The 14142-nt window shown below is 37.9% G+C and carries 15 protein-coding genes; 4 read left to right on the top strand and 11 right to left on the bottom strand.

Annotated features, from left to right (window positions below; translation table 11 throughout):
* Window positions 1-3: 3 nt before the first annotated feature.
* From pyc to glsA, 3 genes are all read right to left on the bottom strand, one after another.
* A complete protein-coding gene (gene pyc, locus AB3N04_RS17835; protein WP_368503953.1) occupies window positions 4-3450 on the bottom strand; it encodes a pyruvate carboxylase in 3447 nt (1148 codons plus the stop codon).
* Between the two features lie 212 nt (window positions 3451-3662).
* Window positions 3663-3944 carry a YlaN family protein gene (locus AB3N04_RS17830; protein ID WP_317122488.1) on the bottom strand — a complete coding sequence of 94 codons (282 nt, stop codon included), beginning with the start codon at window positions 3942-3944 and terminating at the stop codon, window positions 3663-3665.
* Window positions 3945-4059: 115 nt separating this feature from the next.
* The gene (gene glsA, locus AB3N04_RS17825) at window positions 4060-4983 is read right to left on the bottom strand and encodes a glutaminase A (protein ID WP_368503952.1); all 924 of its coding nucleotides are present in this window, start codon (window positions 4981-4983) and stop codon (window positions 4060-4062) included.
* 110 nt (window positions 4984-5093) lie between these two features.
* Between glsA and AB3N04_RS17820 the strand changes: the two genes are divergently transcribed.
* Complete coding sequence (locus AB3N04_RS17820; protein ID WP_368503951.1) at window positions 5094-5603, top strand: peptidyl-prolyl cis-trans isomerase; 510 nt, start codon at window positions 5094-5096, stop codon at window positions 5601-5603.
* Window positions 5604-5655: 52 nt separating this feature from the next.
* Here the strand turns inward: AB3N04_RS17820 and AB3N04_RS17815 are convergent, their stop codons facing one another.
* Window positions 5656-6984 (bottom strand): PhoH family protein, encoded by a 1329-nt coding sequence (locus AB3N04_RS17815; protein ID WP_368506089.1) that lies wholly within the window; start codon window positions 6982-6984, stop codon window positions 5656-5658.
* Between the two features lie 219 nt (window positions 6985-7203).
* Window positions 7204-7665: a pyridoxamine 5'-phosphate oxidase family protein gene (locus tag AB3N04_RS17810; RefSeq protein WP_368503950.1), complete on the bottom strand. Its 462-nt coding sequence runs from the start codon at window positions 7663-7665 to the stop codon at window positions 7204-7206.
* Between the two features lie 147 nt (window positions 7666-7812).
* Here AB3N04_RS17810 and AB3N04_RS17805 point away from each other — a divergent pair, with 147 nt between their 5' ends.
* Window positions 7813-8016, top strand: coding sequence for a YlaI family protein (locus AB3N04_RS17805; RefSeq protein ID WP_012959545.1), 204 nt, complete (start codon window positions 7813-7815; stop codon window positions 8014-8016).
* 21 nt (window positions 8017-8037) lie between these two features.
* On the opposite strand, the gene AB3N04_RS17800 is transcribed toward AB3N04_RS17805, so the two are convergent.
* Complete coding sequence (locus AB3N04_RS17800; RefSeq protein WP_368503949.1) at window positions 8038-8367, bottom strand: YlaH-like family protein; 330 nt, start codon at window positions 8365-8367, stop codon at window positions 8038-8040.
* Window positions 8368-8391: 24 nt separating this feature from the next.
* On the bottom strand, window positions 8392-10230 hold the full coding sequence (typA, locus tag AB3N04_RS17795; protein WP_368503948.1) for a translational GTPase TypA: 1839 nt from the start codon (window positions 10228-10230) through the stop codon (window positions 8392-8394).
* Between the two features lie 178 nt (window positions 10231-10408).
* Here typA and AB3N04_RS17790 point away from each other — a divergent pair, with 178 nt between their 5' ends.
* Window positions 10409-10591 (top strand): DUF5325 family protein, encoded by a 183-nt coding sequence (locus AB3N04_RS17790; protein ID WP_317122482.1) that lies wholly within the window; start codon window positions 10409-10411, stop codon window positions 10589-10591.
* A 60-nt stretch (window positions 10592-10651) separates the two neighbouring features.
* On the opposite strand, the gene AB3N04_RS17785 is transcribed toward AB3N04_RS17790, so the two are convergent.
* Together AB3N04_RS17785 and AB3N04_RS17780 are read right to left on the bottom strand one after the other, a co-directional pair.
* Window positions 10652-11452: an inositol monophosphatase gene (locus tag AB3N04_RS17785; RefSeq protein WP_368503947.1), complete on the bottom strand. Its 801-nt coding sequence runs from the start codon at window positions 11450-11452 to the stop codon at window positions 10652-10654.
* A 172-nt stretch (window positions 11453-11624) separates the two neighbouring features.
* Window positions 11625-11828, bottom strand: a complete 204-nt coding sequence (locus AB3N04_RS17780) for a hypothetical protein (protein WP_368503946.1) — start codon at window positions 11826-11828, stop codon at window positions 11625-11627.
* Between the two features lie 235 nt (window positions 11829-12063).
* On the opposite strand from AB3N04_RS17780, the gene AB3N04_RS17775 reads away from it, so the two are divergent.
* Window positions 12064-12705: a DUF1054 domain-containing protein gene (locus AB3N04_RS17775; RefSeq protein WP_368503945.1), complete on the top strand. Its 642-nt coding sequence runs from the start codon at window positions 12064-12066 to the stop codon at window positions 12703-12705.
* 44 nt (window positions 12706-12749) lie between these two features.
* Here the strand turns inward: AB3N04_RS17775 and AB3N04_RS17770 are convergent, their stop codons facing one another.
* On the bottom strand, window positions 12750-13022 hold the full coding sequence (locus AB3N04_RS17770; RefSeq protein WP_317122478.1) for a UPF0223 family protein: 273 nt from the start codon (window positions 13020-13022) through the stop codon (window positions 12750-12752).
* Window positions 13023-13061: 39 nt separating this feature from the next.
* Window positions 13062-14015 carry an NAD(P)H-dependent flavin oxidoreductase gene (locus AB3N04_RS17765; protein ID WP_368503944.1) on the bottom strand — a complete coding sequence of 318 codons (954 nt, stop codon included), beginning with the start codon at window positions 14013-14015 and terminating at the stop codon, window positions 13062-13064.
* Window positions 14016-14142: the final 127 nt, after the last annotated feature.

Here is a 14142-nt window from a genome sequence, read left to right as displayed (position 1 = left end):
TAGTTAAGCTAATTCAATTAATAAATCACCTGTTAGAATAGGGTCTCCATCATTAACATAGACCTCTTTTACTTCTCCGTCAAAGGATGCCTGAACGGTCGTTTCCATCTTCATTGCTTCTGTAATCATCAAATGATCACCTTTTTTGACTTTATCACCTTTTTGTACCAAGGTCTTTACGACAGTCCCTGGCATTGATGCTCCGATTTGATTCGGGTTATCCTTGTCTACTTTAGGTCTAGATACTGCAGTTGATGCTACATTCATATCTTTTATGATGACTTCACGAGGCTGTCCATTTAATTCAAAGTAAACAATTCTTGTTCCATCTTCTTGTGGCTTTGATAAAGAAATAAATTTAACAATTAATGTTTTTCCTTTTTCAATTTCCACTTCGATCTCTTCACCTAAGCGCATTCCATAAAAGAAGGTTAGCGTGTCAAGTACTGATACATCTCCGAATTGATTTCTAAAAGCTTCAAACTCAGAGTATACTTTCGGATATAGGGCATAGGAAAGCATATCATGACTAGTCACCTGTCGATCTAGTTGTTTAAATAGCTTTTCTTTAATCTCCTGGAAATCAACTGGTTCCATATGCTCGCTCGGTCTACCTTCAATAGGTGGGCGCCCTTTTAGAATAATTTTCTGAAGTTTTTCAGGAAACCCTTGGTAAGGTTGACCTAACTGTCCTTCAAATAACTCCACAACGGAATCAGGGAAGTCTAATGATTCACCACGATTATACACATCTTCTTCTGTTAACTCATTTTGAACCATGTATAATGCCATGTCTCCAACAACCTTAGAAGATGGTGTGACTTTTACAACATCGCCAAACATATCATTGACTGTTCGGTACATCTTTTTCACTTCATTCCACCGAGCTTCCAAACCAACTGCTTTTGCTTGTTGTTGCAGGTTGCTGTATTGTCCACCTGGCATTTCGTGCTCATATACTTCCGTATGTGGAGCATTCATACCACTTTCGAATCCAGAATAATATTTTCTCGTCCCTTCCCAGAACTCACCAAGTTGTTCAAGGGCATGGATATCAATATCAGGCTTTCGATCAGAATGGCTCAATGCATAATATAAGCTGTTTGCACTTGGTTGAGACGTTAGGCCTGCCATTGAACCTACAGCCACATCCACAATGTCTACACCAGCTTCAATAGCTTTAGCATACATCAACAATCCATTCCCACTCGTATCATGAGTATGGAGGTGAATCGGAATATCTACTGAATCTTTTAAAGTAGAAATTAATTGGTAAGCAGCTTCTGGTTTTAACAGTCCTGCCATATCTTTAATTCCTAGAATATGTGCACCTGCTTGCTCAAGCTCTTTAGCAAGGTTCTTGTAATATACAAGATCATATTTAGATCTAGCTGGATCTAAAATATCTCCTGTGTAACACATCGCTGCCTCTGCAATCTTATTATTGTTGCGAACAGAATCAATGGCAAGTCTCATACCTGGAACCCAGTTTAAACTATCAAAGATACGGAACACATCAATACCTGCGCTGCTAGACTTAGCAACAAATTCCTCGATTACGTTATCAGGGTAATTTTTGTATCCAACCGCATTTGAAGCTCGTAGCAACATTTGGAATAAAACATTTGGAGCTTGTTTACGTAGTGTTAATAATCGTTCCCATGGATCTTCATGCAGGAAGCGCATTGCAACATCAAACGTTGCCCCGCCCCACATTTCCATCGAAAATAAATTAGGAAGCATACGTGCAGTAGGCTCAGCGATTTGTTTTAAGTCATGAGTACGTACACGTGTTGCTAATAGAGATTGATGTGCATCACGGAAAGTCGTATCAGTGAGCAACACATTTTGTTGATCTTTTACCCATTTCGCTAATGCTTCTGGGCCTTCTCTATCTAAGATCTGCTTCGTTCCATCCGGAATAGGCTCCGTTAATTTAAGTTTAGGAACATGCGGTTTTTCAAGAATTGGTTTTTTCATTTTTTCAAGTCCTGGATACCCATTAACAATGGTCTCCCCGATAAATGAAAGCATTTTTGTACCACGGTCTTTGCGCTTTGGAAATACAAATAACTCTGGTGTTGTATCGATGAACGATGTATTGTATTCACCATTTAAGAAACGCGGATGTTGAACAACATTTTCTAAAAAGGCGATATTCGTTTTAATTCCACGGATACGGAATTCTCTTAAGTTTCGTAACATCTTAGCAGCTGCACTTTCAAATGATAATGCCCACGTTGAAACTTTAACCAATAACGAATCATAATATGGAGTAATGACCGCACCTTGGAATCCATTCCCTGCATCAAGTCGTACACCAAAGCCTCCGCCTGTACGATACGCATTGATTCTTCCCGTATCAGGCATAAAACCATTACTTGGATCTTCCGTCGTAACTCGAGACTGAATCGCATATCCATTACAGACAATTTTCTCTTGTTCAGGAATGCCTAATTTATTTCCATGTAGCTTTTCACCATCTGCGATAAAGAGTTGTGATTGCACAATGTCAATTCCTGTAACCATTTCAGTAATCGTATGCTCCACTTGAACTCGAGGATTTACTTCGATAAAGTAAAATTCTCCATTATCTGTAACTAGGAATTCGACCGTTCCTGCGTTCACATAATTAACTTTTTCCATCAACTGGACGGCCGCTTCACAAATTCGCTCTCTTAGCTCAAGATCAAGAGACACACTTGGCGCAATCTCAACAACCTTTTGATGACGACGTTGGACTGAGCAATCACGGTCGTATAAATGAACCGTTTGTCCATGCTTATCAGATAAAATTTGAACTTCAATATGTTTAGGGTTTTCGATGAACTTCTCTACATACACTTCATCATTACCAAAAGCTGATTTCGCTTCAGACTTTGCTCGCTCATAGGACTCTTTCATCTCAGCCTCTGAACGGACAATTCTCATCCCTCGACCGCCTCCACCTAAAGAGGCTTTAATTATAAAAGGATACCCATTTTCTTCACCAAATTTCGCAACCTCTTCCAAGCTAGAAACCGGTCCATCGCTGCCAGGAATGACTGGTAAATTTGCTTTAATAGCTTGCGTTCTAGCTTGGACTTTATCACCAAACATAATTAAGTGCTCTAGCTCTGGTCCAATGAAAATGATTCCTTCCTCTTTACAGCGAGTTGCGAAATCAATATTTTCCGATAAAAAACCATAACCTGGATGGATTGCATCAACATCATGTAACTTAGCTACTTCAATAATGTTCTCTATATCTAAGTATGCATCAATAGGCTTTTTATCTTCGCCTACCAAATACGCTTCATCTGCTTTATATCTATGGTAAGCACCCGCGTCTTCTTTAGAATAAATGGCCACTGTACGAATATGTAATTCAGTGCACGCACGAAAGATTCGTATGGCAATTTCACCACGATTAGCAACTAGTACTTTTTTGATATTGGTCAATCCGTTCATATACTTCCTCCTCCACTCTACTTCTTTATCTTTTTTTATATTTCGGTTTGCTTGTCTTCTAGTATATTAAAAGCTTTATCTATTTTGCAAATAGTTTTTAGACAGTTTCGATTTATTGCACAATAAAACGCTCTCAACTTTGTGTATGTTTTAACATTTCTTCGTATAAAAACAAAAAAAGCCAAGCCCCTTATGGATAGCTTGACCTTTTCTTATTTACGTAATGATGCTTCATGAAGAGCAGCTAGCTTTCTTTCAAGTTCATTAAGTAGTTGCTTTCCTTCATCTTCCCGAACAAGCTCAAGGCGAATGGCAAAGTCAATTTCTCTAGACAAACCAAACATCTGTGTATCTAAAACCTCTTCATAAAGAGGACACTGTGGCATCGTTAAATTTTCCATTTGCACTTCAATAAGCTGTTGGATTTTTTCCGCATCGGATTTTAGAAGGGCATACGCTCTTTCTTTATGTTCACTCACCATGTCTTGAGACACGCTGTCCCCTCCTTACATATTAATATCCTTGCATTAATAGTATCTTTTAAACCAATAAAATGCAATGATTTTAAATCTCAATTAACAATTTAATTGCAAATGATTTTCACTACTACTAGAAAATACTTAAATCATAATAACTAGATATCGCTTCGAGCAACTTCATTCCTGCCACACTATTGCCTTTTTCATCAAGAGCTGGACCATAAATCCCTATCCCTATCCCATTAGGTACTGCTCCAACAATCCCTCCAGAAACTCCACTTTTAGCAGGGATCCCTACCCGAATGGCAAATTCACCAGAAGAATTGTACATTCCACATGTCACCATAAATGTCTTAACAAGTCTCGCAATTTCAAAGGGAACAATCTCAACCCCTTCTTCATTTCTCCCTTTATTTGCAAGCACATAACCAATCCTTGCTAGATCATCGCAGTTTACTTCGATTGCACACTGTTTAGTATAAAAATCAAGTAGTTGATCAACATCTTCATTAATAATTCTGTACTGCTTCATAAAAAAAGCAAGTGAGCGATTTAAGTGAGCAGTATTAAATTCGGATTGAGCAACCTCGCGATTATAAGTAACACTAGGCCTGCCACACATATCTCTGATCAGTTGAAGAAGCCTCTCTAACCTTTCGTCCGTCGACTCCCCTTCAATTAGATGACTTACTGCCAATGCTCCAGCATTAATCATCGGGTTAAGTGGTTTAGCGACAAGTGATTCTAGCTTTGCAATTGAATTATAAGGGTCCCCTGTTGGCTCCATACCCACCTTATCAAATACGATTTCTTCTCCATGATCCATTAATGCTAAAGCTAATGTTAAGACTTTTGAGATGCTTTGTAGGGTGAACATTTCAGAAGAATGTCCTGCAGAGAAACAAGTTGAATTTCCATCATAAATTGAAACAGCTAAAATATCTTGATTCGCCTTCGCTAATGCAGGAATATAATCTGCCACTTTCCCATTTGCTGTGAATGGTTGTACTTCTTTTACAAGCTTTTCTAATTGTTCACCATATTGACAGACCACAGAACACCCTCCAATAGGTTATTTTCTTTTATTATAACCAAATGTGACAAAAACATGGTAACGCTTTATACTTGAGAAGATGATCAGAAAAAGAATGGAGGATGTAAGAGATGGAGGAATTTGTGTTTTTTATTGAGGGGAAGGTTGATCACCCTTTAACGATTGATCCAAGCGTATGGATTTTTGATGAACGTAAAGTTGATCTAACTACATATTTTAGCGAAGAAAGAACGTTTGAAGATCAAGATGAAGTTTATACTAAGGCGATATCTGCACAGTGGGACAAAGAAATTATAGAAGGTTCAACACCTCCAAGACCGGATTCAAATGATAATAAAATTAACTATAATAAAAAAGAATTAACAACCGGGTCCTTTGGGATGCCCCTGGCTCCGTTTATAAAAAATGTAAAACCGAAAGAAGACGTCAGTGAGGTTATCATTGAACAATTAAATGGTGAAGAATTGACAATTACATATGAAGAAGCAGTGGAAATGATTGTAGGATTCTCGCAAGAAGGCAGACCATTAAAAGAAACTGGACCTATTCACTTGTATTTTGGTGACGGCTCAAATCAAACTTCTCCCATTACTCACGTAAAAAAATTAACGATAAAATAAGGAACGATGACCTCGCTTATCTAATAGGATAAACGAGGTCAATTCTCTCTCTTTATAGAAGGTCGGCTGCTAACTGAGCCAAACCGGATCTTTCCCCTTTAACAAGCTTCACATGCCCACTTACTGTTTGCTCCTTGAACTTTTCAACAACATAGGTCAATCCATTATTATACTCATCTAAATATGGATGATCAATTTGTTGTGGGTCACCCATCAACACAATTTTACTTCGTTCTCCAACTCGCGTTAAGATCGTTTTCACTTCATGCTTTGTTAAATTTTGTGCTTCATCAATAATAATAAATTGATCTGGTATACTTCTTCCTCTAATGTACGTTAATGCCTCAACTTGAATCGATCCCATCCCTGCTAAGATTTGATCAATTTCACCCGGCTTTTTCGTGTTGAATAGAAATTCTAAATTGTCATAGATCGGCTGCATCCATGGTCTTAACTTCTCTTCTTTTTCTCCAGGTAAATATCCTAAGTCCTTTCCAAGAGGTACAACGGGTCTAGCAACGACTAGTTTTTTAAATTTACCCATATCCTCAGTTTGCATTAAGCCAGCCGCAAGAGAAAGTAACGTTTTACCAGTCCCCGCTTTCCCAACCATCGTAATAAGGCTTATATCATCTCTTAAAAGAAGTTCAAACGCCATTTTTTGTTGAACATTCCGAGGCTTAATCCCCCATACTTGATCAGGATCACTTACAAATGGCTTTACCTTCTTTCCATCAGGTTCTACTTTACCAATAGCCGAACTTGAGCTACCAAGAGCATCTTTCATGATGATAAATTGATGAGGGTAAAAAGGATGCTTGGTCAATTCTGAGATCGCTAGCTCCCCTTGTGAATAAAAACGCTTCATTACATCTTGATCGACATATATTTCCACATATCCAGGGTACACTGAATCGAATTCAATTACTCGATCACTTAAAAAATCCTCAGCTGGTAACCCGAGTGCATCAGCTTTCACCCGAACAAGAGCATCTTTGCTTACCATAATGACTTGTTTTCCATTTTCCCGTTCTTGTTCTTCAAGCATTAAGTTAAGCGCTACAGCAATGATACGGTTGTCGTTCGACATTTCTGCAAAGGAATCTTTTAACCGTTGAAAAGAGCGATGATTTAACTCAACACGCAGTTTCCCTCCATCACCTAGTGGCACCCCCTCATGCAATTTCCCTTTTGTTCTCAACTTATCTATAAGTTTCGAGAAATGACGTGCATTCCTACCCACTTCATCCATGTATCTTTTTTTGGAATCAACTTCTTCTAAAACAACGGCTGGAATTACCACTTCATTTTCTTTAAAGGAGAAAATGGAGTGAGGGTCCTGTAGTAGTACGTTTGTATCTAAAACGTAGATTTTATTCAACATTCCGCCTCCTGACTCAAGTATCGTTGCGCTGCTTGTTACTAATTTATGCTCATTACCATGATAATGTACTCAATTTGTTTTACTCTTTCTCATTATCACTATATGTCTTAGTCCCAAAAGTTAGACGAGGAATCTAAAAGTGAATAAAGTTTTAAGCGAATACAATTCATCAATTAAACAAAAAAAGACTTACGCTAATGCGTAAGTCTTTTTCCTTTAAGATTCAAATGCTTTTAGGGCCTCCATTACTTGACGATCAAGCTTTGTAGCAGCATCGGCATCATATGTTTTATCATATTCTGGATTTTGAACAATTTTTGCCCCATAAAACATCACATCACGGACCTCTTCTACCTCTACTTCAATTAATGACAATTTTAACGGAACAGATTCTATCTTCTCTGCTGCGATAGTAGCTTTACCTGACACTGAATAAGTGGATCCATTAGCAATAATCGTCAAAACAACACCAGGCTGTTCTTTAATATTTGTAATGATACGAGACCGTTTATCGATTGCAAACCGAATCGCTTTAGTCGAAGGGGCATATACCCAAGAGATTGCATTAACATTAGGTGATTTCTTTTCGAAATCAACTGTCGCAAGCGTTACGTATCTTTCTTTTTGCAAAAGAGGTAATAGTTCAGTCGTTAATTCATGTTCTACTTGATTGGCCATCTTCATCCCCCCATGAGTTCAATTATACCTTATTAGTATACTATACCTACATTAAACCATTTTTAAAACTTTCTTTTTTTCACAGCTCCCTTTACAATGGAATAAGTAGGATTATTATAGGATTGATAGAAACGGAGTGGTAGAGTCATGAGAGTGAAATGTGTACTCTGTGATAAAATTGACAAAATAGACGACCAACTCCCATTAGCGAAACGACTACGCAATCGGCCCATCCATACGTATATGTGCAATGAATGTGATGAGCGAATTAGGGAACGGACGTTAGAGAGACAAGCTAGCGGCAATTTCACCTTAACGTATAAGACCGAAAAAGAAAGCGAGTGGTTATAAACCACTCGCTTTCCTGCTGTCTTATACTTCTTTTTTTTCTTCACGGTGTCGGTATAACCGATAACGATATATACCCAGCACAAGTGCTGAAATGAGAAGAATAACAATAATCGGTGCACCAAAGGCAAATTCCATCAGCCATAAAACAAAGCAACCGATAATTAACATAATATAGACGACTACCTTCTTTAAGATCGGTAGCTCTCTTGCAAAGCCCAGATTAAAAACCAATATAGCCAAAATAACGATGGCTAAATAGGCTAGTAGGCCATACCATGGATTCTCAGCAGTTGCTTGCATCAGCCAAGAATAGCCTTCTAAGTTCGCCTCTTGTAACTGTTGGTTGTCCAAGGATCTCCCAACCTTTCTTACCTATTATTGCTTAGCAGCTAGTTTATTACGTTTCTCATTACGTTCACGTTCAGTCTTAATTAAGATTTTTTTACGTAAACGAATGGATTCAGGTGTTAACTCACAATATTCATCCTCGTTTAAGTACTCAAGCGCTTCTTCAAGAGTCATAATACGAGGTCTCTTCATTGTAACAGTATTATCCTTATTAGCAGATCGAACGTTGGTTTGTTGTTTCATCTTCGTAATATTTACCACCAGGTCATTATCACGAGTATGTTCCCCAACAATCATACCTTCGTAAATTTCAGTACCTGGCTCAACAAAGATTGTACCACGGTCTTCAACTTGCATAATACCATATTGACTCGCTTTTCCAGTCTCCATAGAAACAAGAACACCTTGACGACGTCCCCCAACTTGACCTGCAGCCATTGGTTGATAGCTATCAAATGAATGGTTGATGATACCATATCCACGAGTTTGAGAAAGGAACTCAGTTGTGTAACCAATTAATCCACGTGCAGGAACCATAAATTCTAGACGAACTTGGCCACTACCTGTGTTTGTCATATTGACCATTTCACCTTTACGCTCACCTAACGATTCCATTACAGCACCTGTATATTCTTCAGGAACATCAATTTGAACTCGTTCTACCGGCTCACATTTCACGCCATCAATGTCACGGATAATTACTTCTGGCTTCGATACTTGAAGCTCGTACCCTTCGCGACGCATGTTTTCAATTAGAATCGATAAGTGTAATTCCCCACGTCCAGAAACGACCCAAACATCAGGTGAACCTGTATCTTCAACTCTTAAACTAACATCCGTTTCAAGCTCTGAACGAAGACGCTCTTCGATTTTTCTACTTGTTACAAATTTCCCTTCACGACCTGCAAATGGGCTATTGTTAACAAGGAATGTCATTTGAAGAGTTGGCTCGTCAATACGTAGGATCGGAAGAGCTTCTTGATGGTCAACAGGACATACTGTTTCACCAACGTTAATTTCTTCCATACCTGAAACAGCAATTAAATCGCCTGCTTTTGCTTCTTCAATTTCCGTACGTTTTAAACCTAGGAAACCAAATAATTTCGTAACGCGGTATTGCTTAACAGAACCATCAATTTTCATTAGAGAAACCTGTTGGCCTACCTTAATCGTTCCACGGAAGACACGTCCAATACCAATACGTCCTAAATAGTCATTGTAATCAAGCATTGTTACTTGGAATTGAAGAGGCTCATCACTATTATCAATTGGAGCTGGAATTTCTTTAATAATCGTCTCTAATAAACATGTCATGTTATCATCTTGCTTTTCAGCATTCATACTAGCTGTTCCATTAATTGCTGAAGCAAAGACAACTGGGAAGTCTAATTGGTCCTCGTCTGCTCCAAGGTCAATAAATAAATCAACTACTTCGTCTACTACTTCATTCGGACGAGCAAAATCACGGTCAATTTTATTAACAACAACTACTGGCGTTAATTTTTGTTCAAGCGCTTTTTTTAATACGAAACGTGTTTGAGGCATACATCCCTCATATGCATCAACAACGAGTAGAACACCGTCTACCATTTTCATAATACGCTCTACTTCACCACCAAAGTCAGCGTGACCTGGTGTATCCATAATATTAATACGTTTATCTTCATAGTTAATTGCTGTATTTTTAGCAAGGATTGTAATTCCACGCTCTTTTTCTAATGCATTAGAGTCCATTGCTCTTTCTTCAACTTGCTCATTTTCACGGAATGTACCCGATTGTTTTAAAAGTTCGTCAACCAATGTTGTTTTACCGTGGTCAACGTGGGCGATGATTGCGATATTACGTATATCATTACGATGTGTCATTAAATTCTCTCCTTATTTGTTGATTAACTGTCTAAGTATAGCACAAATTGTCTTATAAAAGGCAACTTGATTCTAAAGGATGCTTTATCTTTAACGTATTTGTCACAATGTCAGGGTTTTTCTTTCTCTCATTTCACGTTACACTTATAGATAGTGATTCAATCTTAGGGGGATATGTATGAAAAAGGAGAATGTACTGTTTTTATTATTAGCAATTATTACTGTCATATGTATTATGAGTATCGGTGTAGCTGTTGCTGAGCGAAGTATTATTATTGCATTACTTTCTGTAGTCGGAATTGTTATTGCACTATTTTTAGGAATTTCTTTGCGTAAAAAAATAAATGAAGTCAGTGAATAATTGATAGATTAATGAAATAAAACAAGCTTGAGAAGGAATGCTTCTCAAGCTTGTTTTTTATTAATATTCTTCTCCAATATAAATGGAGATAATTTCTTTATGTAAGTGCGGTTTTGATGCAAAAAGAGTACCTGAATCTGTTAATGATAACGGATCACCTTGAAAATTAGATGCGACACAGCCGACTTCATTTAATATGATCATTCCAGCAGCGTAATCCCATGGAGATAACTGAACGCTTAAATAGCCATCCAGACGATCCGAAGCGACATAAGCCATTTCTAGTGCAGCTGATCCATAAGAGCGGATACTTCTTACATCTCGAACCAATGCTTTAAGAGGGTTGCGATATGGATTCGTCTGCTCCACTATCCATCTTGCATTTAATCCAATAACGGATTCATGTAAGGGACGTTCTTTTACTGGTGGAAGTTCTGCCCCATTAAGAAAAGCACCCTTTCCTCTATGAGCATGAAATAATTCATCACGCATAACGTCATAAATTAAACCTATCATACCTACTTTGTTGTGATAAACCGCTACAGAGATTGCAAAATTTTGTTTTTGATGAATAAAATTCATCGTTCCATCAATCGGATCAATAATCCAAACCGTTCCATCTAAAGATGGTTCCTCATCCGAAATCCCCTCTTCACCTAAAAAATAGTGTTCAGGAAAAGCTTCTTGAATTTTTTCATAGAAAAAAGCTTCAATCGCCCGATCCACTTCTGTCACAAGATCATCAGGGTTTGATTTAGATTCAATATCGATCGGGCCAGCCAATGTCTTTTTGATTTTATGACCTGCTTCATATACCCAATTTGTAGCAACTTTCTCAAGTTCTAACCAATCTACTGACATGATGCTGCCCCCTTTGACTTCACTATTTCTATTTAATCTACTTCCATTATGACACAACTTCTTCTGAATGAAAACGGAGAAGCTTTTCTCAAACAGTAGTTGATTCTAATATGTCAGAAATAGAAAAAGAAACGAAGATCGTCTCCGTTTCTTTTCAATATACATACTTTATTTAATTTAATATTTTTCTATTTTGGAGTTTTAAGAATTCTTTTCTTAAGGATTCAAGCTCTCTCTTAGCATCATTTATCTTAATCAAATCTTCTTTTAACATGGCATCATGTAGTGTCATTAGCTCATAATCAATCTCTAGCCTAAGGACTGGCATTCTCTTCTCTACATCCATACATTTAACCTCTTGAATTACTTGCTTCATTGCCCAACACCCCTTTTTGATTAGAGTTTAGCAGATAGGATAAGTTCGAAAGAGATCTCACTAAATTTACTGAAAATTTAGTTATTTATATTATAGCATATGTTAAGACAAGATAAAATGCAACTAATGTTTTATTATTTTATGAATTTTCTAACTATTCATTAGAGCTTGTCTTATGATTATCTATGTTTGTTATGGTAATATTAGAACACAAGAAACTCAGGAGGCTGAAAAAATGACTGTTGAAGGTTTCACTCAAAAAGATTTTGACGTATTCAAAATAGAAGGCTTAGAACCGCGAATGGATGCTTTAAAGCAGCTTATACGCCCCAAATTTGAAGCCCTAGGTGAAGAACTCTCTCCAACCCTATCTTCTATAACAGGTGACGAAATATTTACTCATGTGGCTAAGCATGCAAGAAGAAAAGTGAACCCACCTAATGATACATGGGTTGCATTTGCTGCAAATAAGCGTGGTTATAAAAAATTACCACATTTTCAAGTAGGATTATTTGAAACTCATTTATTTGTTTGGTTTGCTATGATTTATGAAGCACCTGCTAAAGGTGAGTTCGCTGAGAATTTATTAAAAAATCCACAAAAATGGATGAAGGATTTACCTGAAGATTTTGTATGGTCGATTGATCATATGAAACCAGATGCCATTAAACAAAGTGACCTTTCTCTGGAAGAGTTCACATCTATGCTCGAGAGATTACGTGATGTAAAAAAGGCCGAGCTGCTTTGCGGGATTAATATCGATCGAAATGACCCTATTTTAGAAGATGGAGAAGCTCTTGTTAAACGAATTGAGCAAACCTACCAATCTCTTCTTCCGCTTTATAAAGAAGCACAACATGCATCGGTTCCTTCTTAAAAAATAAAAGGCTGACCACTTTTTTAGACGGTCAGCCTTTTATTTCATTTCATTTTCACAATCGATTTTTCTTCTTGTTCTCTAGCTTGTTTAACCGTGTGATAACAAGAAACATTTGCCTGCTGTTCAAATTCTTTAAACACTTGTTTCTCTTCACTTTTTGAAGGGACAATTTCTTTAAAGCGACGATACTTACTTAATATTTCCTCACGCCCTATACCCTTTTGATAGGCCTTTTCAATTGCTTGAAAAAATTCTACTACGTCAATCACTTCTTCTGTTGACCAATCTAGGGAGATCGGCATATTCATTTCCATATTATTTACCTTCTTTCTCTATCTATCACTTTAGAAGCATCATTTCCAGCGACTTCTGATTTGGATTCCTTCATTAATCATTCGATCCATTAATTCTTGCACAGACGGAACATCTTGAATACGGCCCATCACCTGTCCTGCCCATCCAAAACCTTCTTCTTCCTTACCATCATATATATAGGCTTTGTTGGCTTCACCACTAATATACGACTTTAATGCTTCATATGTAGGAGTCTTTTGCTCAATTTCTAAAATCTTATCCGTCCACCCATTTCTTAGAGCTCTTGCAGGTGCTCCGATCGAGCGCTTAATCACTACTGTATCTTCTTCAGATGCATGAACAAGTTGGTCTTTATATAGGGAGCTTGCATGCACACATTCCTTCGTTGCGATAAACCTAGTCCCCATTTCAATTCCCTCTGCTCCAAGAGCCAATGCAGCCATCATACCACGACCGTCCCCGATCCCACCAGATGCAATCACAGGTATTTTAACAGCATCAACAACTTGAGGGATTAAGACCATCGTTCCTGTATCACTACGCCCCAAATGACCGCCGCCTTCTTGCCCTACTACCATAACTGCATCTGCACCTAATTCTTCTGCCTTCTCCGCCTGTCTTCTAGCAGCCACGAGTACTAGTGTTTTTATCGAGGTTCCTTTTAACATGTTAAAAATTGGAGTGGGGTTCCCACCTGTCATTGAGATGACTGGTACATCTTCATCAATCGCCACTTGCAGCATATGCTCGAACGGTCGACCATGTTGACCTATTGCAAAATTAACACCGAAGGGCTTAGACGTTTTCTTTCGAACGGCTTTTATTTCCTCTCTTAATGCGTCGGGAGATTCTAGTGACATCGCGGTAATTTGCCCTAGTCCGCCTGCTTCTGAAACCGCAGCTGCAAGTTCAGAATAAGCAAGATAAGCAAGTCCCCCTTGGATAATCGGATACTCAATTCCTAATAGTGCTGTTATTCTTGTTTCCCACATGTAAATCCCTCCTACGTTATTATGCAGACTAGATTGGAAACGCCTTCAACATTATAAAGAATAGTCTGACTTTTGCTTTTAATTTTACCATAGGTTCTAAAGAGTGACACCGAATAACCTAAAATGA

This window comes from Alkalihalophilus sp. As8PL, from assembly GCF_040939795.1.
Lineage (GTDB): Bacteria > Bacillota > Bacilli > Bacillales > Bacillaceae_D > Alkalihalophilus > Alkalihalophilus lindianensis.
Note: the sequence above shows the minus strand (reverse complement) of the source record. Positions and strands in the feature narration are given on the sequence as shown.